Below are 23,531 nucleotides of genomic sequence, written 5' to 3' on the forward strand. Positions count from 1 at the left end.
TCATGCTGATGACACTTTTCGCTACACGGCGCACTCGCTCTATTAGCCATACCACCCGAGCGGTGACCATTGGCATGACGCTACTGTTAATGGCTGGCTGCGGTGCGCTGGGCAATGCTAACAACATGCCCGCCGAACCGGAACCCGATCTTTCGGAATTGGTTCATACTGCTGCCGAGCAGATGGTTGCCAGCAATCCAGAGCTAACGCGCTATAGTCCCATGATTGCCGCTACCTTTGTCAGCATCGATAATTTAAGCCAATCCTCCACGCTGGGGCGTATGAGCTCAGAAATTATGGCCTCAGCGCTATCCCGCCAGGGCATGCAGGTGCGCGAAGTTAAAATGCGCGACAGCATGTTTATTGAAGAGAGCGTGGGCGAGCTAATTCTTTCACGGCAAGTTCAGCGCTTAACCGCCCAACACAACGCCCGATCAATATTGATGGGCACCTACGCGCAAGGCCAAGACTACGTCTATGTGAGTGCTCGGGTGGTGCGGGCAGGGGATGCCATGGTGCTCGGCAGCGCCGATTTCCGCTTACCGCTCAATAACAACACCCGCAGTTTGTTAGAGGGCCAGGGGGGTTGGTGATTATTGTATAGAAGAGAGTAACGACATGGTTGCCACTAGATCATTACTCTCTAGCTCACCTACCGCTGACTGTAGCGCTAAGCTATCTAGTGCGTATTCACCAATGACGTCAACATATTGAATGCGTTGATCATAGAGGCTAGCGCGGGCATCAAGCACATCTACTAAATCGCGTAGGCCAAACTGCTCTCCGCGCTCGGCGGCGTTTAGAAACAATTGGCTTGAAGCAATAGCCTGCTTGACGGCTTCAATTCGACGCACATGCCCTTTGAGTGAGCGTAACCGTTGACGCACTTCCTGCATCGCAAGATTACGCTGATTATCAAACGCAGCTTTATTAGCGTCGATGCGATTTTCCCCCTGCCTAACGCTTGCGGTCGTATAGCCGCCACGATAGATGGGCATGCTCACTTCAATACTGGCGCGGTAGTCCTCGCTTTCACGTAGCTGGTCATCGCTTTGTCGATCTGAATAGCTCAAATTTAAATTAATCTCTGGGTAATAGCCCGCCCGACGAACATTAGCATTTTCTTCTGCAATGCGCAGCTCTTGACCCGCCAACAAAACATTCAGGTTCCGCCCGGCTTGCATTACCCAGTCCTCCTGCTCTCCCCATTCACTTTGCAATGTAATGTCAGTTAGCTCGCCAACGGCTAGGCCATGGAACTCGGGCAGCGTGCCGGTTAAACGCTCTAGAGTGCTGAGAGCATTATCCAGTTCATTTTCTGCTTGAACGGCGTCTGATATTGCTTGATCTAAGCGTGACTGCGCTTCCAGTAAATTTATCCGGTCACCAATACCAAGATCAAATGCTCGCTGAGCTTGGCGAACTTGCAAATCTAGTGAAGTCTGCTGCGTTTCTAGTAAGCCGAGACGCAGGGAGGCTAGATAAGCTTGCACATAGGCTTCACTGACCTGGAGCGCTAGATCGCGCTCGACTACCGCTAGCTGTAAGACAGCGGCGCTGACCTGGGCATTGGCAACGCCAACACCCCGCCAGCGTTCTAAGCTAAATAGGGGCTGCTGCAATTGTAGCTGCCACAAGGTTTCATCAATTTCCCCAGGCCGCTGAGCACGTTGATCGAGACCAAAGTCATCGGGCGAAGTTTGAATATTGGTCGAGTCTTGCCATAAGTACGAACCGGTAGCGCTGACTTGGGGCATCAACTGTGAACGCGCCATAGGAATTTCTTCACGCGTGGCCTCTAATTCGTAACGTTGACGCAAAAGGTCGGCATCATTTTCAAGTGCACGGGCAAATAGTTCTGGCAAGGATGGCAGGGCCACAGGAAATGTGGAATGTGATTCAAGCGCCGCCAGCTCTGCTGCGGGGGCATTGCCCGCTCGTAATTCCTGTTGCGCATAAATCGACGGAGATAAAATACTCAACGCAATCACAATAGCCGCTAGGCGTAGCGACCTCCACTGCATGGCGCTTACCGTTATTGTATCGAGAGATATTTTTGGCATTAGTCCTCCCGCAGGGCCCGCGCCAGCATGTCGGTAATTGGTTTGGCAATATAGCTTGCGAATGTTCTCTCACCGGTACGAAGCATCACTTCTGCGGGCATACCTGAAAGCAGTTGCATCTGTTCATTCATTTGCGTGTAACCCTGTTCTGTTACACGTATTCGGGTACGGTAATAATGTTGCCCTGTAGCTTCATCTTCAAAGCTGTCCGCACTCACGTGAATGACCTCACCATCAATCACATCGGTTAGCCGTTGATTGAAAGCGCTAAAGCGAATTTCAGCAAACTGACCAATATGAATATTGTCGATATCGCGCGTTGGGATGCGGGCTTCTACTACAAAACCGTCATTAGAGGGCACGATATCCATAATGGTATCGCCCGCACGGATAACAGCACCGACGGTATGAATTTGGCGGCCCACCACAATCCCCGAGACAGGAGCCGTAACGATGGCTCGCTCTACCTGATCACTCAGTGAAATAATGCGCTCTTCTGCCTCAGCAATTTGTGCTTGCGCTTCGCGCAACTGCTCGCCAACCTCTTTCTGAAACTCTTGCTGCTGAATCTCGCGCTGCATACGATTTTCGCTTATTTGTGATCGCAACTGGGCGATATTAGCGCGAAACTCGGCGTTATCGCCTTCGTACTGAAGCACCTGCCGCTCTAATTCACGCAAGCGCTGGCTATCTCCTAAGCCCTCCCGATAAAGGGAACGAAAGGCACCTGCCTCGGTATTTAATGAGCTGTTACGGCTGGTGTTAACGCTAATCCGCTGCTCCAAGCCGACAATCTGTTCACGCATTTGCACAATCTGCTCATCCAATGCTTCTAAAGTGCTTTTAAGCGACTGGCGACGTGCGGTAAATAGACTCTGCTGTACAGCAACCACTTGCTGAACACGCATGTTATCAGTGTCTTGAAGATCGTCAGGTATTACCATGGCCTCCGCCCCTTGCTGCTCGGCGAGCAGGCGGGCTTCCATGGCTCGATTAATCAAATATTGGGAACGGGCAATGGCTAGTTGAGAGCTGGCTTGAGTATCACTCAACACTATTAAGGTGTCTCCTACCGCAACTTGGTCACCATCTTCGACCAGCAACTGCTCAACAATACCGCCTTCCAAGTGCTGCACGGTGCGCTTGAATGACTCGATCGAGACACTGCCCGGCGCAACAACCGCAATCGCTAGGGAAGCGGTGGCGGCCCATAGAACAAAGCCGCCCAAGGCAAAGATGAGAATCGCAAAGCCCAGCTTACGGTAGCCTTTATCACTGATGGGTAGTGATTCGCAGGCCTCGCCGTCAATTGTCAAAGGGCGATTGGGGGTGATATCGATCTCGGAGGTGGGAGGGTTACGTTTCTCGTCGCTCATGCTATTTCTCCTCAGTGCCACGGCCACCCGAGATGGCTGAGAGGCGCGCTGTCCCTTGCTGGCTTACTTGCCCGCGCGGTTTTTTAGCAAACTGAGCGATAATTTGGTCACGTGGCCCAAACATGCTTATTTGCCCCTCTTTCATCACAAGGAGTTTGTCCATACTTTTCAAAACACTGGTGCGATGGCTTATAACAAAAAGCGTCGCTCCCTCGGCTTTAAGCTGGGCGATAGCCATCGCCAATGCCCGTTCGCCAGCATCATCTAAGTTTGCATTGGGCTCGTCTAGCACCACCAATACCGGGTTGTCATACAGAGCGCGCGCTAACCCAACCCGCTGGCGCTGGCCTCCCGAGAGACCACCACTCGTGGAAGAAATCACCGTGTCGTAACCGTTGGGTAATTCCAAAATCATTTTATGCACGTCGGCTTTTTTCGCCGCATCAACCACCTTTTTGGGGTCGAGATTGCCAAAACGAGCAATATTTTCACTAATGGTGCCGTCAAACAGCTCAATGTCTTGAGGTAAGTAGCCAATATAGGGACCAATTTCATCTCGGTTGTATTGAGTGATCACCCCGCCATCTAGACGTACGTCACCCACTTGGGTTGGCCATATACCCAATAGCACTCGCGCTAGCGTCGACTTACCCGCGGCACTAGGGCCGATAATGCCAACGTGTTCCCCCTTAGCGACTCGAAACTCAATGCCGCGGATGGTTGCCATACGCGTACCAGGCGGTGCAGCGGCGACCCCTTCAAGTGCAACTTCACCTCTTGGTGCAGGCAGCGACATCTTACGCTGCTCATCCGGTATTTGAGTCATCAGTTCATTTAACCGCTCATAGGCACCGCGCGCGCCTACAAAACCTTTCCAGCCACCGATCATTTGGTCGATCGGCGCAAGCGCACGGCCCATCAAGATAGAACCGGCAATCATCATGCCGGGGGTCATTTCCCCCCTTAGCACCAGTAGCGCACCCAAGCCTAAAATTAAAGATTGAAAGAACAGGCGCATAACTTTGGAGGTATTGGTTAGCGCTCCAGCGCGATCACTCGCCTGGGACTGCTTGGACAAAAACTCATGGTGACGCTTCGACCAGCGCCCCATAATGCCCGGCAACATGCCCATGGCATGCAGCACCTCGGCATTGCGCAGATTAGAGTTGGCAAGATTTTGCGCCTGAATATGTTCGCTATTGGCTTCTGCCAATAGCCTTTTGGTCGACTTCTCGTTGGCAATCGCTAGTGTTAGCAAAATCAACCCAGCACAGGTAGCAAATACCCCAAGCCAAGGGTGAAATAGAAAGAGTACGCCGAGATAAACAGGCACCCAAGGGGCATCAAAAAAAGCAAACAGGCCATTCCCGGTTAGAAACTGGCGCAAGCTGGTCAAGTCACTGAGAGGTTGTGCGCTTTGACTGCCCTGAACCACCAAGCTACGGCGGAACATCGCGCTATAAAGCCGCTCGTTAATACTGGTGTCTAACCGATTGCCAACGCGCACCAATATGCGTGAGCGCACCAGCTCTAACCCTCCCATGATCATAAAAAAGAACACGACGACAAGGGTAAGCATTAATAACGTGTCTAGACTTTGGGTGGTGAGCACACGGTCATACACTTGCAGCATGTACATTGGCGGCACAAGCATCAGTAAGTTAACAAACATACTGAAAAAACCCACCGAAAAAAATGAACCTTTACAATCTTTTAATGCACGCTGCAAATCGGTTTTTTCTTGTTGTTTTGCCATGGCGAGCCTCCCTTAAATCAATAAGACGCTAAGCACGTAACAATATGTTACACACATTAACAGAAACGCCTCTACAGAGTGTAGAGGCGTTAGTGATAAAGGGTATTTTTGGTATTTAAGTACTAGTTTCGTTACTCATAAACCGGCAGCCGCGCGCAAACTTCGGCTACTTTATCTAACACCTGGGCTTCGATGGCGCTGGTGTCTTCGCCTTTGGCCAGTACATCGAGAATGTCACAGATCCAGCCAGCTAGCTCGGTACACTCCTGCTCACTGAAGCCGCGCGTGGTCACTGCCGGCGTGCCAATGCGCAGGCCGGAGGTGACAAACGGGCTTTGCGGGTCATTAGGCACGGCATTCTTGTTGACGGTGATGTGGGCACGCCCCAGTGCAGCATCGGCATCCTTACCGGTTACGCCCTGTTTGATCAGCGAGAGCAGGAAGAGGTGGTCTTCGGTGCCGCCGGAAACAATGTCGTAACCGCGATCGATAAACACCTTAGCCATAGCCTTGGCGTTTTTAACCACCTGCTGCTGGTAGGTTTTAAACTCCGGCGCCATGGCTTCTTTGAAGCAGATAGCTTTAGCCGCGATAACATGCATCAACGGGCCGCCCTGACCACCGGGGAAAACCGCTGATTGCAGCTTTTTCTCAATCTCAGCGTCGTTTTCTGCCGAGAGAATCACACCGCTGCGGGGGCCGCGTAGGGTTTTGTGGGTGGTGGAGGTAACCACGTGGGCATAGGGCAAGGGACTGGGGTAGACGCCCGCCGCGACCAAACCAGATACATGGGCCATATCAACAAGTAAGTAAGCGCCCACTTCATCGGCGATTTCACGGAACTTGKCCCAATCAATAATTTGCGAGTAGGCAGAAAAACCAGCGATGATCATTTTGGGCTTATGTTCACGAGCAAGCTGAGCCACCTGGTCGTAATCGATCAGTTCTTGATCGTTCAAACCGTACTGAATGGCGTTATAGTGCTTACCCGAAAAGTTGGGCTTGGCTCCGTGGGTCAGGTGGCCGCCCGCGTCCAGACTCATACCCAAAATGGTATCGCCGGGCTTGACCAGCGCCTGGAATACCGCGCTGTTAGCCTGTGACCCGGAGTGCGGCTGAACGTTAACATAGGTAGCGCCGAACAGCTTTTTGGCGTAATCAATGGCCAGGTTTTCAGCAATATCGACGAACTCGCAGCCGCCGTAGTAGCGCTTTCCGGGGTAGCCTTCGGCGTACTTATTAGTCAGTTGGCTGCCCTGGGCTTCGAGTACGCGGGGGCTAGCATAGTTTTCGGAAGCGATCAGTTCGATGTGGGCTTCCTGGCGTGCCACTTCTTTCTGCATGGCATCAAACAGCACATCATCAAATCCGGCAATTGTCATATCGCGGCTGAACATCGGCGGGAACCTCGTAACGAGAAAGGGTCATCATGGAAGAAGCGAGGACGCTATCATAACGCAGCCTGACGCGACTTTCATCGCATCCGCGTCAGGTCGTACATGAACGTGCTTCATGTTGTTCTGTTCACTAAATGCTGACCAAATGGATAACTAGGCTGCCTTATCTCGCAATCCTTCAATGTCACCGCGTGCGTCCCTGCGGATGTCATTGAGCAGAGCAAAGCAGTTTCATCCCCCGATCATTTGCATTTTCCTTCGCCCTAAAAAATACTGTATATTTATACAATATTTTAAAATCAGGATGCCGACGATGCCGGGCCAGTCAGCTCACTTTATCTCCGCCTTGCCGTTAACTTCCCAGCCACTGCCTTACTTAACCTTTTTGGGCCGCGCTGGCTTCAGCGGTTTTCCTTCGCCTGCGCAGGATTACGAGCCATGCACGCTGGATCTCAATACAAGGCTGGTTAAAAACCCCACCGCGACCTTTTATGTCACTGCCACCGGCGACAGCATGGAAGGTTGGGGGATTTTTGAGGGCGATCTGCTGATTGTTGATCGCAGTATTGAACCGCGCCTAGGACATATTTTGATCGCTATGCTGGAGGGCGAGGCATTAATTAAACGCTACGCGCTTTATCGGGGCTCACCCCATCTATGTTCGAGCCACCCAAACTACCCGCCGCTGCTTCTTGAAGGCAGCGACTGCCAGCTATGGGGCGTGGTACGCGCGGTGGTGCATGAGTACTTACGTTGAACAAGCTACTGACGTTGACTGAGGGGTGGCGATGATCGGATTAGTCGATGCCAACAACTTTTATGTCAGCTGCGAGCGGGTTTTTCAGCCCAAGCTGGAAGGTAGACCTGTCGGCGTGATGTCAAACAACGACGGCTGTGTAATCGCCCGCTCAACGGAGTTGAAAGCGCTGGATATCCCTATGGGAACGCCAGCTTTCAAGCTTGAAGGACTGCGTCAGCGCGGCGATATTCACCTGCTGTCATCTAACTACGAGCTCTACGGCGATATGTCGGCACGGCTGGCCCAACTGCTACGCGATGCCTGCCCTGCGGTCGCGCCCTATTCAATCGATGAGATGTTCGTCTACTTGGAAGGTTTCACCACAGCACAATGTGCGGCGCTAGGGCAACGCCTGCGCCAGCTTATTCGCCGCCACTTGGGTCTGCCGGTGTGTGTGGGGCTGGCACCCACTCATACGCTCGCCAAACTGGCCAATCATCTTGCCAAGCAAGACCCTCGCTACCAAGGCGTTTGCTTGCTCAATGGGCAGGATCACACCACTGAGGCATTGCTCAAACGTACGGCGGTAGGCAGCGTATGGGGCGTCGGCCATCGGCTTGCCGAGCGTTTAGCGATTGGCGGCGTGACTACTGCTTGGGACTTGCGTGAAAGCGACGAAAAGCAGCTGCGCAAGGGCTTCTCGGTGGTACTGGCACGTACCGCGCTCGAGCTGCGCGGCACGCCTTGTATGGAGATGAACGCGCTGGAGCAACCGCGCCAACGCATTATGACCTCGCGCTCCTTCGGCCAACCCACCGGCGTTTTTGCAGAAGTACATAATGCCCTGCGCCGCCACGCCCAGCGCAGCGCTGAAAAACTGCGCGAACAGCAGAGTCTGGCCCGTGCGGTAATGGTGTTTCTGCATACCAACCGCCACCGCCGCGACCAGTTGCAGTATTTCCCGCAGGCGCTAATCCCCCTGCCCTCACCTAGCGACGACACCCGAGTGATCCTTGACGCCGTTCGCCAAGGGCTTGAGCAGATTTATCGTCCTCGCTACCGGTTTATGAAGGCTGGCGTGATGCTGCTGGATTTGGTGGACGCTGAGCAGCATCAACTTTCGTTGCTACATCCGCCCACACGGAATCGTCATCCGTTTTTGATGGCAACGGTGGATCAGATTAACCAGCGCATGGGGCAAGGCACGATCAGCTTTGGCATGACGAACGCACCTGCCGCCTGGCAGTTACGCTGCGCCCATCGCTCAGACCGCTATACCACGCGCTGGGATGAGCTGATGAAAGTGGGCACTCACCCCGGCGCTACCCAAGCGTGTACTTCGCGAACAGAACCGCTACCCTAAGGCGTCAATTGCGTAGGAAACGCTGTTTTTATGACCCTCTCTCGGCCAGATAAAGAGTACGCCCCAGCCCCTGGCCTAGCGCAGCGCTGGGCTAGTCGCTATGTACAGGGCTATTTACGCCGCCACCCGGCACTTGATTCCCCTGACCCGCAGGCCCTGAAGCGCGCACGGCGCTGGATCATCGCCTGGGCAGCGCTCGCTGGTTTGATTTCCGGCACGCTGATTGGCAGCGCCGAATGGTGGATGCGTGAGTTTGCCACTAGCCCCTGGGAAGCCATGAGCCTTAGAGAGCAACTTCCCTACTGGGCCGGCTATCTGGCCGTTGCAGGCTGTGTTACCGCGCTGGAAATCGGCTTTTTATACTGGAATGCGCTGCGCGGTGTGGCGAATATTACCCGTTTGGCGGGCTTACGTTACGGTCAAACAGACGCGTTGGAACCCGATATTCAGCTGACCGTTCACGGCGTTTCCCGGTCGGCATTGGAGTACCCCAGCCCTGGTAGTCTTATTTATGGCGTAGACCCCCACGCCTACCTGCATGGCTGGAAGCTAACACTTTGAGCGCTACTTTATCGCTTAAAAATCAGCTTAAGCAGCTTTCTACTGCGTTTACTGCTGCGTCGGTTATTGGGACGACTGACGCTGCGCGGCTTTCTACCCGTATTAACCGGCCCGCTATACGCCGTGTGGAACGCCTGGATTGCGGCACGGATTATTCAAGAAGCTTATCTGCAGGCGCGAGGCCCCGCCCTGGTTAAGCACTTGATGGAAACACTGACGGACAGCGACGCACACACCCGCCGTCTGGTAGCCCAGGGGGTCGGCGAGCTTATTATGCGCAACCAGCACCCTCATCCCAACTTGGTGCTGCTGTTGGCTCGCCTGCTGAATAGCCTGCCTGAAAAACCTCCGGCGATTGACATTGATTGGCCAACTGCTCTACAGGGCTATGCGCAACTGACGGGCGAGTCACGTAAAACATTGCTGAATACGCTGACCCAGGTGACGCTACTTAGCGGCACCTATCGAGGTTCACGCAAGCGATTTTTAACAGAGGTGTTTGCGACCTGCCAAACGCCGCTGTGCAGCGATGAGGTAAAAGCTCAGCAGCAGCGTTTGTTATCGGGACAGGTGCCGTAACGTATTACGCTGCCCTCAGCGCGTGACGCAGCCGTGGGCTGAGGGTTTCGCCAATCGCTGCCATGACGACTAGAATCACCAGCAGCCAGGGCCAGTGAGCGGCAAATGAAACCTGATAGATCCCCAGCGCGTCGACGAAAATCACCACAATCCCCAACGGGCTAACGTAGCGCACCATGGTCAGCCATAGCGCATAAGGCAAGGGGGCAAGCCCTAGCTCGTCACGGAAAGTGCTACTTTTCAGCACAAACCCAGCCAACACCACCGTGCCCAAGCCACCCAGCGGCATCATCCAGCGTGAGGTTAAATAATCCAGCCAATCAAAGAAATGCTTACCGCCCAGTGTCCAGTCCGCGCCCAGGTTAAACGACAGCATCGCCAGTGTGCTAATCAACCACAGCACAATACCGGTGCCCCAGGCGGCTGCCGGACGCGAGATACCTTTGTTGTCGCACAGCCAGGAAACCGTGGCTTCGACCATAGAGATCGAAGAGGTCAGCGCTGCCATAGAGAGCATCAGGAAGAAGAGAATGCCAAACAGGGTGCCCAGCGGCATCGCCTGGAAAGCCAGCGGCAGGCTCATAAAAATTAGCCCAGGGCCTTCGCCGGGGTTCATACCGTTAGCAAAAATCACCGGGAAGATCGCCAGCCCCGCCATCAAGGCAACGACGGTATCCGCTACTGCCACACTGACCGTGGTGCGGCCAATTGAGGCGTCTTTGGGTAAGTAGCTGCCGTAGGTCAGAATCGCCCCGGAGGCCAGCGAGAGAGTAAAAAATGCATGGCCCAGCGCTGCTAGCATGCCCTCGCTAGAGAGGCTTCCCGCATTGAACGAAAACAGGAAGTTCACCGCTGCGCCAAAACCACCTGAGAAAATGCCAAAACCGATCAGCACGACCAGCATGATCACCAGCCCCGGCATCATCCAACTAACGCTTTTCTCGATACCCTTTTGCACGCCCTTGCCCACAATCAGCATAGTAACCAGCGTAACGAGAGTGCTCCAGAAACCGAGGTTCAGCGGGTTGGCGTTATTGGCCCCAAACACGGCGGCCATCTCATCCACGCTGGTGCCCGCGAGGCCACCAGTCAGCATCTTCCATAGGTACGAGAACGACCATCCCGCTACCACCACGTAAAACGACAGAATCATAAAGCCGCACAGCATGGCCATCCAGCCAACCAGCGACCACGCCGACGATCGGCCAGACTCGTTGACCACACGGCGAATGGCGTCCACCGGACTGCCGCGGCCACGCCGTCCAAAGGCGATTTCTGCCATCATTACCGGCACACCGACAGCAAAGATGCACGCTAGATAAACCAATACGAAGGCGCCGCCGCCGAACTCCCCGGTCATGTAGGGGAATTTCCAAATATTGCCCAGCCCCACCGCGGAACCGGTGGCTGCCAACATAAAGCCCCAGCGGCCTAGCCACTGAGTGCGAGGTTGCCTAGAAGAGGTCATTTGCCCAGTTATCCTGTCTGAAAAAGGCGCCTATCCTAGAGGATTTCGTGGGCAATGCCCACTGGACCCCAGTTCCTAGGTGTAGACGCTAGCTTTGGCAGCGGCATCCAAACGCTGGGCAGTTTGGTCTACCTTACGCAAGCAGGCCAGCAGCACCGCGCCGAGGGTCACAAAGCCGCCCGCAAGCCAAAGCCCAACGCCATAATGGCCAGAGGCTTCCGCCAACATACCGGTTAACGCCGGGGCGCATATTTGAGCGGCACCGTATGCCAGCGTCATCTGCCCCATTAACCGCGCAGGGCTTGAAGGATAGAGCCTGCCTGCCATGGTCAGCACCAGACTGACGCAGCCAAGAAAGGTGCCACCGTAGAGCACAGCGCTTAACAGCACCACCGCGGCATTGGCGGTAATAGCCGGCAGCACTATGCCCACCACTTGAATCGCCATGGCGATAATCAGCGCCCCTAGGTAGCCCACCCGACGAGCAACTAAATCCCATAGCATGACCGCAGGTGCGGCGGCCAAACCGGCCAAGGCGAACGTCCAGTTGCCCATGCCCGCCAGCAACGGTTCACGCTCCACGATGGCGACTAAGAAAGTAGCGCTGATCACATAGCCGTAACCGGCACAGAAGTAAGCGGCCAGCATCCAGCGCATAAAGGTGCGGGTGGGCGGCATAACTGGCTTACTACTGGCTGCGTTCGCTCCCACTAGCGGTTTTGCCGGGCGCGGCAGCCACCGCCAGGCAGGCACGAGCAGCGCGGCACCCAGCAAGCTAAAGCCCCACCACTGGGTCTGCCAGCTAAACGACAGCTGCAGCATCATTTCCACCGCGACCGCCGCAACAATCATGCCTAAGCCCACACCGGCAAAATGAATACCCAGCTCGCCACGTTGGCGATGTTGGATTAACCAGTGAAGAATCAGCCCTGACGCTAATAGCATGGAAGCGCTGCTTGAAAGACCGGCCAGAAAGCGTAACCCTGCCCAAACCCAGAAGTGATCGGTAAGCGCCATACCCGCAGTCGTGATTACCGCCAGGATTAACCCACAGCGAAATAGCGTGTCTTTAATATAAACAGTGTGAATAGAGGCGGCCAGCACTGCCCCCAGCATATAGCCCGCGTAGTTAAGTGCGGCCAGCCAGCCGCCATCGGCATCGCCCATCCAGGTCTGCTGCTGCATGACCGGTAGCAATGGGGTATAGGCAAAGCGCGCGATGCCAACACATAATATTTGGCTAAAAACGCCCGCCAGCAGCACTTTGAAGCGCTGGGCACCTAGCGTTGCAACGGTCATGGGGCGGCTCCTGAACGGCTCTTTAACGACGACTTAGCGAGCGTTATATTAATTAGCGTGCGTATTTTATCGTCATAGTAAGGCCTTTCGGGCAGCGGGTCATGACCACCTAAGTCGAGGGGCTAGGTTAAAAAGGTCTAGCTCGCATCAACCTCCATGCTTAAAAGCAAAAACGATAGCGTTTTGCCATGCCCGTCCAAATTGAGCGCGCCATTAACACCACCCTGCAGCACATCATCAATCACGAAGTTCATGCCCGCCAAATTGGGCAAAGGGTAGCGTCGCACTCGGCTGGCACCGCGATGAGCAAACAGCGCCAGCACACGCTCTTCGGTTACCTGCTCCAGCAAGGTGGCGTAGTGGTTTGGGTCATAGGCAAACAGTGCCACGTTAAGCCGCTCACCTTTGTCACCAGCACGGGCATGGGCGAGTTGATGAAGAGCGATTGAGGAATGCGGGCTTACCGCTGTTTGCGTGTGTTCAGTTTGCAACATAGCGTTCACTCCTGCGTTCGCCGAGCGGCGATGATTCAAACAGACTGGCATGGGGATGAATATCGCTACGCTTTACCAAATAAGAAGCGGTAAACACTCGCCTTTGAAATTGACGCCGCACGCCGCCGCCGCCCGCAGGCCCGGCACAATAAAGCGCCAATAGCTCCTGGGTGGCACGGGCTACCCAGCGCCGCTCGCTGTGCTCGGCCGCCAGCCGCAACCGATAATCGCCGCTGGCAGACCCTGAAGCGCTACGCTGCAGCTCACCGCTATCGCTATCGAATACGCTGGCCAAGCCAATGATATCCAAGCGGGTACGCAGCTCGGCAGGGGCTCGAAACACCAATCGTTCACGCAGTACCTGCGCTGCAAGCTGGGCTCGTGCCAACGCGTTGGGGCCTGCATAGGAAATTTCCGCCTCGCCCTGCCAACCGCCTTCATAGCACACGGTGGTTTTTAGCCGCTCAGGCGCAGGCTTGCCGCGAATTCCTGTCACCGCCACGCGATTGGGTGACAACTGACGCACCTCTGCGTGGGAAAGATCCACCGTGACATCCGGAGTCAGATAATTCGCCGGGTCATGCACTTCGTAAAGCAGCTGTTCTTTCACCGTTTGCTCGGTAACACAGCCGCCGGTATTGGCAGGCTTGGAAATAATAAGGCTGCCATCCTGCTCCACTTCAATAATCGGATAGCCCACCGTGGCGAGCCCGGGCACGTCTTTAAAGCCCGGATCGGCAAAATAGCCGCCGCTTACCTGGGCGCCACACTCAGCCAAATGCCCCGCCATCATGCCGCAAGCCAGGCGATCCCAATCGTCCCAACGCCAATCGAAGTGGTGCATCAGCGGCGCTAAAAACAGCGCCGGGTCGGCAACACGGCCTGTAACCACCACATCCGCCTGCATGGCCAACGCCTCAACCAGCGCCTTGGCCCCCAGGTAGACATTGGCTGAAATCAGGGCGTCATCGCCCGGCATATCCAGCCGTTCGGCCTCCCAGCGCTGTAAGTCCAGGCTATGTAGCTGCTGACGGATATCGTCACCATGCACCTGGGCAATGCATACATCCCCGCGCCCAAGCTGCGTAGCCAAGTCAGCAATTACCTGACAAGCACCACTGGGGTTCGCCGCACCAAAGTTGCCTAAAATCTTAATGTCGTGATCCAGGCAGTCGCGCAGCACCGGCGCCAGCAGCTCGTCTAACAGCGGTTCAAACCCGCTTTCGGGATCATCACGCATCGCGCGGTGAGCTGCCGCTAATGTCCGTTCACCCAGGGTTTCAAATACTAAAGCGGAGGGCTGCTGTCGCTTGATCAACTCTGCCACCACCGCCACGGCCGCATCGGTACGGTCGCCAGAAAAACCCGCACCGCTGCCTAATAAAAAGCTCATAGCTGGGTCTCCTTGGCCTGAAGAGAGTGGTGGTCGCCCGCGACGGCCCCCTGCTCGTCTCTCAGCAGAGAGCGGCGGCGTATAAATAGCCCAATGATTAGGGCTAGCGCTGCCAGTGTGGTCAGCCAGCCGGGCGTCAGCGCCAGCCCAATCACTGCGATCAGCGCTACGACATCGATCAAACGCTTACCCGTCATGGCTACCCGGGACATCAGCGCGGCAAAGGCCATCACAAACACGACCCCCTGACAGCTGGCCAAGACAACCTCCAGGGCAGAACCAAACCCTGCCAGGGCTGGGTAGATCAGCAGCAGGAATGGAATGACATAGATAGCCGCCGCCAAGCGCACTGATTCAATAGCCGCAGGCAGCCAGTTGGTGTCGGCAATGCCTGAGGCCACGAATACCGCAATGCAGACAGGCGGTGTAATAACAGAGAGTGTCGCGAAGTAGAAAACGAACAGGTGGGCAATCAACGGCTCAACGCCGATGGTGGTGAGCGCAGGCGCCAGCACTGATGCCACCAGAACATACGCTGCCGTGGTCGGGATCCCCATGCCCAAAATCAGGCACACGCCGCCGACGATAAAAGCGACCAGGAACAGCGATTCGCCGCCTACCGTGACGATCAAGCTGGCTAACGTCACACCGATGCCCGTCATACCGATCATCGCCACCAATATCTGCGCCCCGGCCAGCAGCACGCCAATAATCACCATGCCCTTGCCTGCATCGACCAGACCAGCCACCAGTTTGCCGAGGATCTCGCGCAGCGGCATCTTGGCCAGCAGCGCAAAAGGCACGAACGTTAGCACGGTCATCAAGATGCCGTAGAACGCCGACATTTGAATCGAGCGGCCGCTAAGCACGCCGTAAAACAGCCCGCCTAATGCAGCCAGAATGGGAATAATACGTTCAGGGCGTATCACGTCTGACCAGCTGGGCAGCTCATCATCGGGCACTACCTGCAGTTGGCGGCGCTTGGCGACGAGATGAATGGTGACAAATACGCCCAGGTAGAAAAGAATTGCGGGCAACAAGGCCGCTAAGGCGATACGTAAGTAACTTTCGCCTAGAATTTCCGCCATGATAAATGCCGCAGCGCCCAGGATCGGCGGTGCGATTTGGCCGCCGGTCGAGGCGACTGCTTCTACCCCAGCCGCGAAGGGGCGTGGGTAGTTCAAGCGCTTCATCATCGGAATGGTGAAGTTGCCTGTGGTGGCGACATTGGCCMCCGCGCTACCGCTGACCATGCCGAATAGCCCCGAGGCTACAGTGGCCACTTTGGCAGCACCACCCGGTGAACGGCCGCTAATACGCAACGCCAGATCCATAAAGGTATTGCCGCCTCCGGTATGTAGCAGCAAACAGCCGAACAGTACGAAAGCGGCAATTGTCGTCGCAGCGACGCCCACCAGCATGCCCCACACGCCTAAGTCACCGAGGTAAATGGTTTCGGTCATGTAGTAAAGATCAAACCCGCGGTGGCCAAGCGGCCCTGGAATGGCGGCCCCAAACCACGCGTAGGCTAATCCCACTAACACCAACAGTGGAAAGATCACGCCGATGGCACGGCGTGACAGTTCCAAAATAGCCACTAGCAGTACGCCGGTCAGCAACATATCCCGAGGCGTTGCCCAGGGTAGTTCGACCAGAATTTGTTCGTAGTTAAGCGCCACATAGCTGCAGGCAACTACCACCCCCACTGCCAGCACCACATCAATAGCGATACCCAGCGGGCGCCAGCGCTTGCCTGCGCCTAACGGATAAACGGCAAGCCCTAGCAGGATGACCAGCGCGAGAAAAATGCTCCGCTGAATCAAACTCTCGAAAGGCCCAGTGGCGGAGGTATACAGGATTAGCCAGCCCAGCAGGAGCGCCAAGCCTTTGGTGAGTGTCTCGCGCATGATCATCTTCTCCAATGGGCCTTACTGGACAGGCTGCAAGGTATCGGGGATGTCATGCCCCTGCTCTTCGAAATAGCGCGCAGCACCGGCATGCAGTGGCACGGTGCCAACCTCCAGGGTCATCTTCGCCATATCCGCATCCTGCATGGCCGCAAAGGCGTTAACCTGCGGTTCTGGGTTTTCCATCACCGCTTTGACGATTTGATAAGCGGTTTCTTCATCCATATCCGGATGGGCGTGCACGGCAACCCCAAAGGCCCAAGTGGTGTAGGCAGGAATACCCTCTGCAGCCCCTTCAGGTACATCGACAATCGCCACGTCGGGCATTTCGTTGCGCAGTGCGTCGGCCTGCTCTTGGTCAAGCGACAGCACGCTTATCGGTGTGAAAGTGGCGATATCCATAGAGGAGCCATCCAGGCGTTCTCCGACACCCGACTTAACGGATCCCATCACCCGGCCATCTTTCATAGCGTCGACCATATCGGTCGTTGAACCACGCACATAGTCAGGCTCAATACCTAGCGTGCGCATTACCGCTTCGGTGGTTTTCTCGGTGGCTGACCCCGTAATGCCTGGATTGAAGCGCACACCGTTTAAGTCAGCGAAGGTTTCCACCCCTGCATCCTGGCGCATTACGGTATTCTGCGGTGCCACGGTGTAGACCCACAGCAGGCGGTTATCGACGGGGCGGCCTTCAAAATCCTCCTCGCCCGCGTAGGCGTGATAACCCGTATTGGTGGTCACCAGGCCCATATCGATTTGGTTGCGGCCTAAACGGCGCAGGTTATCCACAGTGGCACCGGTTTCGGCAACCGAAGAACTGATCCCTTCAACTTGGTTATTAATAATCTGATTGACGGCCACAAAGTAGCTGTAGTGGCTGGAGGAGCTTGAGGTAGAGCCAATCAACAGGCGTTCATCGGCATGAGAGGTCGCAGCGGCTAGCATAGCGGCGCTTGCCACCATGGCGGTCAGTAGCGTTTTCATTGTGTCTCCGAAGCTCGCTAAGCGAGCTATTGTTATTGTAGAGCGGTTTTTTATCTAAAACGGTGATCGCGACGAATCTAATCGCGATAAGCCAAGCATGGTGCTCCGGTTTAATTTTGTATATTGAATAGTTTTTAATTTATGTTTTACTTTCTAAATGAATCCAAGCATCCAGCAATTGCGTGTTTTTGTTGCCGTCGCCCACTCGCGCAGCCTTGCAGAGGCCAGCGAGCGAGTACATCTTTCCCAACCGGCGATCTCTATTGCGCTGCGTAAACTTGAGGAGAACGTCGGTGGTGCACTGTTTGCCCGCACCACGCGCCAGCTCGTGTTAACACCGGAAGGCGAAGCTTTTCTGCCCGTTGCCGTGCGGCTCCTGAATGATTGGAACGAAGCCTTTGAAGATCTCAACGACCAGTTTTCAAAACAGCGCGGAAAGGTAACGGTGGCCGCCCTACCCACTCTGGCGGCAGGACTATTTCCGCGCGTCATTAAGCTTTTTCATGAGGCCTACCCACGAATTAACCTCAGCCTGCACGATGTGCTGGCCGATCAAATCAATCAAATGGTGCGCGAAGGCCGCGCCGATCTGGGTCTTTCAGTGCCGCCAAGCGACGCAGACGACTTAACGTTTGAACCCGTCCTCGAAGACAGCTATGTGGTCGTTTGCCCCTGCGGGCATCCGTTGCTGGCGCAATCAGCCGTCGCCTGGAGCCAACTTGCAGCTTATCCGTTTATTGGTATCAATCGCCTTTCCAGCTCGCGCCAGGATATTGACCGCATTATGCAGAGCGTAGGAGAACGGCTGGATATCTTGTGCGATGCGCGCCAGATCGCCACAGTAGGCCGCATGGTAGCTGCGGGGTTAGGCATTAGCGTGCTGCCCTCGCTCAGTTTTCGTCAAATTGCCGCTGATGGGATTGAATACCGCCCGTTGGKCGAGCCAACCATTCGTCGTGAGCTGGGCATTATATTGAGCCGCCGTCACCCTCCTTCCGCCGCCACCAGCGCCCTGCGCGAGCTAATTCATCACCATGAATAAGCGGCTTTCTCTACACACAGTGCGGGAATCTGGCAGACTAGAGGTGATTAACATCCACCTAAAAATGAGTGAGCGACAACGATGAGCGATAGTGCAAAACCCTGGACACAGCCAATGCCCGACGCGCAGTTCAAACTGATGCGCGATATTCTTGCCGCCCCCAGCCCTGTAGGCCTGGAAGCTGCCATGACCTACGGCGTACTCAAGCCGCATTTTGAGAGCTTCGCGCCTAAAAGCTGGCACCTTCACCAGTTTAAGGGCAACGCGGGCGTTGTGCTGGACACTCACCCCGGCCGCGACGACATGTTCAAGGTCATGCTGATCGGCCATGCGGACAAAATCCGCATGCAGGTGCGCTCGATTGGCGAAGACGGCAAGATCTGGATCAATACCGATTCGTTCCTGCCGACGGTACTGATCGGCCATGAAGTGAAGCTGTTTAGCGAAGACCCGGACGCCCCCGGTAGCTACCGCTGCATTGAAGGCGGCACGGTCGAGGCACTGGGCGCGATTCACTTCTCTGACCCTGCCCAGCGCGATGGCAGCAAAGGGCTGAAAAAAGAGCAGATCTACCTGGATCTGCAGATTCACGGTGAGAATAAAAAGCAACAGGTGCTGAACTTGGGTGTTCGCCCTGGTGATTCGATTATTTTCGACCGCCCTATCCGCCCCGGCTTTAGCCCTAATACCTTCTACGGCGCTTACCTGGATAACGGACTGGGCTGTTTTGTGGCCGCCGAAGTGGCGCGCCTGATCGCCGAAGCAGGCGGCACCCAAAACGTGCGCGTGCTGTTTGCGATTGCCAGCTATGAAGAGATTGGCCGTTTCGGTAGCCGTGTGATGGCGGGCGAAATGAAGCCGGATGCTTTGATTGGCGTGGACGTCAACCACGACTATGTGGCTGCGCCCGGTATTGGCGACAAGCGCATGCAGCCGCTGGAGATGGGCAAAGGCTTCACCATGGCGGTGGGCTCTATTGCCAGTGAACAGCTCAACCGCATTATCGCCACTGCCGCTAAAGAGCAGGATATTCCGCTGCAGCGCGATATTGTGGGTATCGATACGGGTACCGATGGCATGGCAGGCGTATTGGCGTCTATCGACAGTGCCGCTACCTCGATTGGTTTCCCCATCCGTAATATGCACACCATCTCAGAAACCGGTCATACCCAGGATGTGCTGGCGGCGATTCATGCCCTCACCCATACCCTGCAAGCCTTGGATGCCATACCCGATCTACAGCGTGAATTCCTGGATAACCACCCGCGCTTAGACCAAGCGAGCCCGCTCACTCACCAAGGCAGCGACAAGCCGGACAGCGAGGGCGATGACAGTAAAGATGAGAATACAGAAAGTGACCAAAGCGCTGCGAGTACTCAAAGTAAAGAAAGTAATCACAGTAAGAAAAACAAGAAGAAAGCTAAAAAATAAAACAAGCGTATAAAAAAGAAGCCCCGGCCATTCCCTGGCTGGGGCTTTATCAAACCTTCCTTGATTCATCTTCACAAACATCCTGTTTGTGCTTCCATGAGCATAAGCCTTCCTAGCTTAATCTTCCCTGTTGCCACTTCCGTGTGGTGTATGCTCACAGTGAACCTTAAAACGGTCTATTTATCTAACCTATGTTATTAAAACGGAAAAAAATTTATCTTTTTTTCACAATCTCAGGGATAGCTATTTAAAGCACGCTTTTTATCTTTTTCATATGGCACATATACCCAGCAGCGCTATACTTTTAAAAGTGTCGGCAACGATACTGCTCTACATGGACGTTACCACGCCTGAACCATCATCGAACCTAATGGTAGGAGGTCAGCGTGCGCGATATTATAATTACCAATAAAGTCAATGGCCTGGATGTCATCTGTCGTCATTGTGGCAACTCAGAGTCACCCAGAAATCCATTCTTGAACCGCTTCCGTTTAGAAGGCACCGGTAAAAACAGTACCACCGTACGCTGCCTGAACTGTCAAACCGCGGTTGAAGTACCTCTGAATGAGTTAAGCTCGCTTTATTATCATTATGCTTGCTAAAGTAAGCACTTGCTAACTTTAGCGCTTGTTATAAAAAGGCTTATTTCATCACCACTGTCCTTTTATTATCATAAGCAATGCATTGTTAATAAAAACGTCATAAGAGCTTAATTAACTTGTTATTTATGTCGAGGTAAAAAAACCCGGCCMCTCCTTGGCCGGGTTTTCATCGGGTCTTCCCTGATCTTGCACCACAAACATCCTGTTTGTGCATCCTTGTGTTACACAAGCAATCCTTGCTTGTTCTTCCCTTTCGCGAGTTCCCTTCGCTGTGTGCACACAGTGCGCTTTATAACAGTAGGTTTATCTAACCTATGATATGTAGCGGCAAATAAATTGTTTTTTAACGGCTTTTTAGCTTTTAACCCCCTACCGTCTTATAGAGAAAGGCAAAAAAAGCTGATCACCAAAGTAGCAAMGGCGAGGGGYCGCCTCGCCGTTGCCGCTGGGTAGATATGAGTGTCTATTTCATTAGTGCCTAAGCGATTATTTCGCCAGCCATGCCATCAGCGTCTCAGCTGTGAGCGCCGAGGAAGGCGGGTTCTGCCCTGTGATCAACTGGCCATCTTCACGTACGTAAGGAGTGAAATCATCCGCTTTGCTATAAATCCCGCCGCACTTTTGTAAGGCATCTTCAACGAGATGTGGCACGATATTGGTCAAGCCAACGGCCTCTTCTTCGCCGTTGGTAAAGCCCGTTACTTGGCGGCCTTTCACTAGTGGCTCGCCTGCGCTGTCTTTGGCATTCACCAGTACAATCGGCGCGTGGCAAACCGTGGCAACCGGCTTGCCTTGGGCGATAAAAGTTTCGATCAGGCGAATAGAGTCCGCATCGTCGACGAGATCCCATAGCGGGCCATGGCCACCGGGGTAAAATACCGCATCGAAGTCATCGGCCTTCATATCGCTCAAGCGATGGGTAGCGGCAAGCTCCGCGTTAGCTTTTTCATCTTGCTTGAAGCGGCGCGTTTCATCAGTTTGGCTATCCTCTGCATCACTTTTGGGATCCAGCGGCGGCTGCCCTCCCTTGGGCGATGCCAACGTTACTTCAGCACCCGCGTCTTTAAAGACATAATAAGGGGCGGCCAGCTCTTCGAGCCAAAAACCGGTTTTATTGCCGGTATCACCCAACTGATCGTGAGACGTCAGTACCACTAAAATACGCTTGCTCATATCTCTCTCCTGGCGGTGGAAAATGAGGCTATTAAAATGCGTTACGGTTAGTTAGTGGGGGCCTGGGTGGCGGAATACAAGGAGAAACGATAAGTGAGCATTGAAGCGCGGGATTTTTACCGCAGCGGGCCAGACCATCGCCAGGGGGAAGCCAGTAGCTTTGCCTTGATTCGGCGCCAGTTTGATTTTCGTTCCATTGAGATTGGCCGCTGGGTTACCAGTACCGAGCGTGACCGGGCCGCTGAGCTTTTTCACGATGCGCTATGCGATCTTATGATGATCTTACAGGGGCCAGAGGCGTTGATTTCGCTACGCGGCTCAATAGCGTTGCAATATGGCAGCGGTGGTCAGCCGGGCATTTCTGCCCACTATAACCCCAGCCAACGCAGCTTTGCGCTGGCTAAAAATGCTGGCCCCGGCAGTATTGCCCATGAGTGGTTTCATGCTTTCGACCATTATATCGCCAGTAAGTGCTTTCGCGGTGCGCCCAACGGTATGTTCGCTTCTACCGCTTGGCTTGCCGATGTGGCGCCTATTCCCCATCCGCTCAACCAGTTACTGATACGCTGCTTCAAGGAAATTTTGCTACAGCCAGCGGGTGAACAGCCAAGCAAGCTATTTAAGCACTCGGCACACATGGACAAAAAGCTTGGCCAGCTCTACTACAGCAAGCCCGAAGAGCTCTGCGCCCGCGCTTTTGAAGCGTTTGTGCAAGATGCCGCCATTACCAATCACTTCCTAGTCAAAGGCACCAAAGCCTCCCCCGAAGCGGAAATGGGGCTTTACCCGCAGGGCGAGCAGCGGGAGAGAATTAACCGCGCGTTTAGCGACTATTTTGGCGGGCTAGGAAAGGCGTTGAAAAGCGAAGAAAAATAATCGTTGGCCATCCGAAGCGCAATGACATCGCAGCAGGGACACGGCTGCACTCTGGACTCAAAGGAAGAGACTCAGCCTATTGTGCTGTGTGCGAAAAAGCACAATCGCGACTACGCTATAGCAACGTTCACTACTCAAAGGAAGAGAATATGTCTACTACCACTATCGTCGTTATCGTTGTTGTTATCGTTGCCGTGTTAGGTATTGGCTTCGGCGGCGTGCTGCCTTTTTAATAGCCCCCTTTATTTTCCCAAAACTGTTCCCAACAGCCAGAAACAAAAAGGCCGCCAAGCTAAGCACTTGACGGCCTTGAAAATTCTGTGGCGGAGGGGGAGGGATTCGAACCCTCGAAGCCTTGCGGCTTACACACTTTCCAGGCGTGCTCCTTCGACCACTCGGACACCCCTCCGCGTTTTGGCGCTGTTGAAAGGCTATACCTTTCGCGACAGAACGGCGCACATACTATGGGCTAAGCCTCGAAATAGCAAGCCTTTTCAGGCCGATTACCCATTCGGTTAGCGGGACGGCAACACCGCGTAACTGCCGTTGGCTTCCAGGCAGAGTGTCTCACCACAATAGAGCCGCTGGGTTAGCTCTATACGCCCTTTACCGCGCTCTGCGAGCTTGTTGGCAAGCTGTGCGGGGCCTTCTGGTAGAGCTGGCGTGCATACCAAGCGGTAGTCACTCGTTACCGGCGCAAGAAAACGCTGGCTAGCCTCGGCAACGACCACATCCCGCGCAATGCCCCGCTCGCGCAGCCATAGCGTTAGCCAGCACCAACCTTGCAGCGTAGTCTGCGCCGTGAGTGCACCGCCAAACCCCGTGCCCTTATCGTTAAGGTTAGGCGATAACGCTAACTGCCAGGTTAGCGAATCGTCCTGGCGTGAGACTTCGTGAATGCCTAGCGCGCTTACCATGGGGATGGCATCACTTAGCCACTGCTGAAAGACGGCCAGGTCCTCCGGTTGGCTCTCTGGCAGCGGCAAACGGGGGTGGGGTATGCTTGGCTGGCGGGGCAGATTCAT

General features: G+C 54.6%; 18 protein-coding genes, 1 tRNA gene and 1 pseudogene. 7 read left to right on the forward strand and 13 right to left on the reverse strand.

Features of this window, described 5'->3' with window-relative positions; genetic code table 11:
• Positions 1-2: 2 nt before the first annotated feature.
• On the forward strand, positions 3-593 hold the full coding sequence (locus HALO_RS16380; RefSeq protein ID WP_035577793.1) for a FlgO family outer membrane protein: 591 nt from the start codon (positions 3-5) through the stop codon (positions 591-593).
• Here HALO_RS16380 and HALO_RS16385 read toward each other — a convergent pair whose 3' ends face one another.
• From HALO_RS16385 to glyA, 4 genes are all read right to left on the reverse strand, one after another.
• Complete coding sequence (locus HALO_RS16385; protein WP_231896733.1) at positions 594-2,063, reverse strand: TolC family outer membrane protein; 1,470 nt, start codon at positions 2,061-2,063, stop codon at positions 594-596.
• Positions 2,063-3,439 carry an HlyD family type I secretion periplasmic adaptor subunit gene (locus HALO_RS16390; RefSeq protein ID WP_035577789.1) on the reverse strand — a complete coding sequence of 459 codons (1,377 nt, stop codon included), beginning with the start codon at positions 3,437-3,439 and terminating at the stop codon, positions 2,063-2,065. Before HALO_RS16390 ends, HALO_RS16385 begins: the two co-directional genes overlap by 1 nt.
• 1 nt (position 3,440) lies before the next feature.
• The gene (locus HALO_RS16395) at positions 3,441-5,195 is read right to left on the reverse strand and encodes a type I secretion system permease/ATPase (protein ID WP_035577787.1); all 1,755 of its coding nucleotides are present in this window, start codon (positions 5,193-5,195) and stop codon (positions 3,441-3,443) included.
• 131 nt (positions 5,196-5,326) lie between these two features.
• The gene (gene glyA, locus HALO_RS16400; RefSeq protein WP_050713700.1) at positions 5,327-6,592 is read right to left on the reverse strand and encodes a serine hydroxymethyltransferase; all 1,266 of its coding nucleotides are present in this window, start codon (positions 6,590-6,592) and stop codon (positions 5,327-5,329) included.
• Between the two features lie 313 nt (positions 6,593-6,905).
• On the opposite strand from glyA, the gene HALO_RS16405 reads away from it, so the two are divergent.
• The 3 genes and pseudogenes from HALO_RS16405 to HALO_RS23775 all read left to right on the forward strand — a co-directional run bounded on the left by HALO_RS16405 (position 6,906) and on the right by HALO_RS23775 (position 9,834).
• Entirely contained in the window at positions 6,906-7,349 is a 444-nt protein-coding gene (locus tag HALO_RS16405; protein WP_035577783.1) for a LexA family protein, read from the forward strand.
• 31 nt (positions 7,350-7,380) lie between these two features.
• Complete coding sequence (locus tag HALO_RS16410) at positions 7,381-8,694, forward strand: Y-family DNA polymerase (protein WP_035577781.1); 1,314 nt, start codon at positions 7,381-7,383, stop codon at positions 8,692-8,694.
• A 30-nt stretch (positions 8,695-8,724) separates the two neighbouring features.
• A pseudogene (locus HALO_RS23775) lies at positions 8,725-9,834 on the forward strand (LBF_2804 family protein).
• Positions 9,835-9,838: 4 nt separating this feature from the next.
• Here the strand turns inward: HALO_RS23775 and HALO_RS16420 are convergent.
• From HALO_RS16420 to HALO_RS16445, 6 genes are all read right to left on the reverse strand, one after another.
• A complete protein-coding gene (locus HALO_RS16420) occupies positions 9,839-11,302 on the reverse strand; it encodes a sodium-dependent transporter (protein ID WP_035577777.1) in 1,464 nt (487 codons plus the stop codon).
• Positions 11,303-11,377: 75 nt separating this feature from the next.
• The gene (locus tag HALO_RS16425) at positions 11,378-12,601 is read right to left on the reverse strand and encodes a YbfB/YjiJ family MFS transporter (protein WP_035577775.1); all 1,224 of its coding nucleotides are present in this window, start codon (positions 12,599-12,601) and stop codon (positions 11,378-11,380) included.
• Between the two features lie 137 nt (positions 12,602-12,738).
• Complete coding sequence (locus HALO_RS16430; RefSeq protein WP_035577772.1) at positions 12,739-13,095, reverse strand: AtuA-related protein; 357 nt, start codon at positions 13,093-13,095, stop codon at positions 12,739-12,741.
• A complete protein-coding gene (locus HALO_RS16435; protein ID WP_035577769.1) occupies positions 13,082-14,488 on the reverse strand; it encodes an acyclic terpene utilization AtuA family protein in 1,407 nt (468 codons plus the stop codon). The genes HALO_RS16430 and HALO_RS16435 overlap by 14 nt, the downstream gene beginning before the upstream one ends.
• Positions 14,485-16,395 carry a TRAP transporter permease gene (locus HALO_RS16440; RefSeq protein ID WP_231896736.1) on the reverse strand — a complete coding sequence of 637 codons (1,911 nt, stop codon included), beginning with the start codon at positions 16,393-16,395 and terminating at the stop codon, positions 14,485-14,487. Before HALO_RS16440 ends, HALO_RS16435 begins: the two co-directional genes overlap by 4 nt.
• A gap of 21 nt (positions 16,396-16,416) precedes the next feature.
• Complete coding sequence (locus HALO_RS16445) at positions 16,417-17,382, reverse strand: TAXI family TRAP transporter solute-binding subunit (protein ID WP_035577763.1); 966 nt, start codon at positions 17,380-17,382, stop codon at positions 16,417-16,419.
• Positions 17,383-17,539: 157 nt separating this feature from the next.
• Here HALO_RS16445 and HALO_RS16450 point away from each other — a divergent pair, with 157 nt between their 5' ends.
• Both HALO_RS16450 and HALO_RS16455 read left to right on the forward strand, forming a co-directional pair.
• Positions 17,540-18,424 carry a LysR family transcriptional regulator gene (locus HALO_RS16450; protein ID WP_050713702.1) on the forward strand — a complete coding sequence of 295 codons (885 nt, stop codon included), beginning with the start codon at positions 17,540-17,542 and terminating at the stop codon, positions 18,422-18,424.
• Between the two features lie 81 nt (positions 18,425-18,505).
• Positions 18,506-19,855, forward strand: a complete 1,350-nt coding sequence (locus tag HALO_RS16455; protein WP_035577758.1) for a M20/M25/M40 family metallo-hydrolase — start codon at positions 18,506-18,508, stop codon at positions 19,853-19,855.
• Between the two features lie 1,088 nt (positions 19,856-20,943).
• Here the strand turns inward: HALO_RS16455 and HALO_RS16465 are convergent.
• Positions 20,944-21,630: a type 1 glutamine amidotransferase domain-containing protein gene (locus HALO_RS16465; RefSeq protein WP_035577754.1), complete on the reverse strand. Its 687-nt coding sequence runs from the start codon at positions 21,628-21,630 to the stop codon at positions 20,944-20,946.
• A 93-nt stretch (positions 21,631-21,723) separates the two neighbouring features.
• Here HALO_RS16465 and HALO_RS16470 point away from each other — a divergent pair, with 93 nt between their 5' ends.
• Positions 21,724-22,506, forward strand: a complete 783-nt coding sequence (locus tag HALO_RS16470; protein WP_035577751.1) for a CLCA_X family protein — start codon at positions 21,724-21,726, stop codon at positions 22,504-22,506.
• Positions 22,507-22,827: 321 nt separating this feature from the next.
• Here the strand turns inward: HALO_RS16470 and HALO_RS16475 are convergent.
• Both HALO_RS16475 and HALO_RS16480 read right to left on the reverse strand, forming a co-directional pair.
• Positions 22,828-22,915 (reverse strand) — tRNA-Ser (locus HALO_RS16475).
• A 106-nt stretch (positions 22,916-23,021) separates the two neighbouring features.
• On the reverse strand, positions 23,022-23,531 hold the full coding sequence (locus tag HALO_RS16480; protein ID WP_035577749.1) for a YiiD C-terminal domain-containing protein: 510 nt from the start codon (positions 23,529-23,531) through the stop codon (positions 23,022-23,024).

The organism is Halomonas sp. R57-5, assembly GCF_900070345.1.
GTDB classification, from domain to species: domain Bacteria; phylum Pseudomonadota; class Gammaproteobacteria; order Pseudomonadales; family Halomonadaceae; genus Vreelandella; species Vreelandella ventosae_B.

What these genes read in the sequence shown, in the direction of transcription:
- HALO_RS16385 (WP_231896733.1), bottom strand. Translation starts at nt 2,063, where the DNA reads ATGCCAAAAATATCTCTCGATACAATAACGGTAAGCGCCATGCAGTGG.
- HALO_RS16425 (WP_035577775.1), bottom strand. Translation starts at nt 12,601, where the DNA reads ATGACCGTTGCAACGCTAGGTGCCCAGCGCTTCAAAGTGCTGCTGGCG.
- HALO_RS16410 (WP_035577781.1), top strand. Translation starts at nt 7,381, where the DNA reads ATGATCGGATTAGTCGATGCCAACAACTTTTATGTCAGCTGCGAGCGG.
- HALO_RS16420 (WP_035577777.1), bottom strand. Translation starts at nt 11,302, where the DNA reads ATGACCTCTTCTAGGCAACCTCGCACTCAGTGGCTAGGCCGCTGGGGC.
- HALO_RS16465 (WP_035577754.1), bottom strand. Translation starts at nt 21,630, where the DNA reads ATGAGCAAGCGTATTTTAGTGGTACTGACGTCTCACGATCAGTTGGGT.
- HALO_RS16480 (WP_035577749.1), bottom strand. Translation starts at nt 23,531, where the DNA reads ATGAATCTGCCCCGCCAGCCAAGCATACCCCACCCCCGTTTGCCGCTG.
- HALO_RS16380 (WP_035577793.1), top strand. Translation starts at nt 3, where the DNA reads ATGCTGATGACACTTTTCGCTACACGGCGCACTCGCTCTATTAGCCAT.
- HALO_RS16455 (WP_035577758.1), top strand. Translation starts at nt 18,506, where the DNA reads ATGAGCGATAGTGCAAAACCCTGGACACAGCCAATGCCCGACGCGCAG.
- HALO_RS16430 (WP_035577772.1), bottom strand. Translation starts at nt 13,095, where the DNA reads ATGTTGCAAACTGAACACACGCAAACAGCGGTAAGCCCGCATTCCTCA.
- HALO_RS16390 (WP_035577789.1), bottom strand. Translation starts at nt 3,439, where the DNA reads ATGAGCGACGAGAAACGTAACCCTCCCACCTCCGAGATCGATATCACC.
- HALO_RS16395 (WP_035577787.1), bottom strand. Translation starts at nt 5,195, where the DNA reads ATGGCAAAACAACAAGAAAAAACCGATTTGCAGCGTGCATTAAAAGAT.
- HALO_RS16435 (WP_035577769.1), bottom strand. Translation starts at nt 14,488, where the DNA reads ATGAGCTTTTTATTAGGCAGCGGTGCGGGTTTTTCTGGCGACCGTACC.
- HALO_RS16445 (WP_035577763.1), bottom strand. Translation starts at nt 17,382, where the DNA reads ATGAAAACGCTACTGACCGCCATGGTGGCAAGCGCCGCTATGCTAGCC.
- HALO_RS16405 (WP_035577783.1), top strand. Translation starts at nt 6,906, where the DNA reads ATGCCGGGCCAGTCAGCTCACTTTATCTCCGCCTTGCCGTTAACTTCC.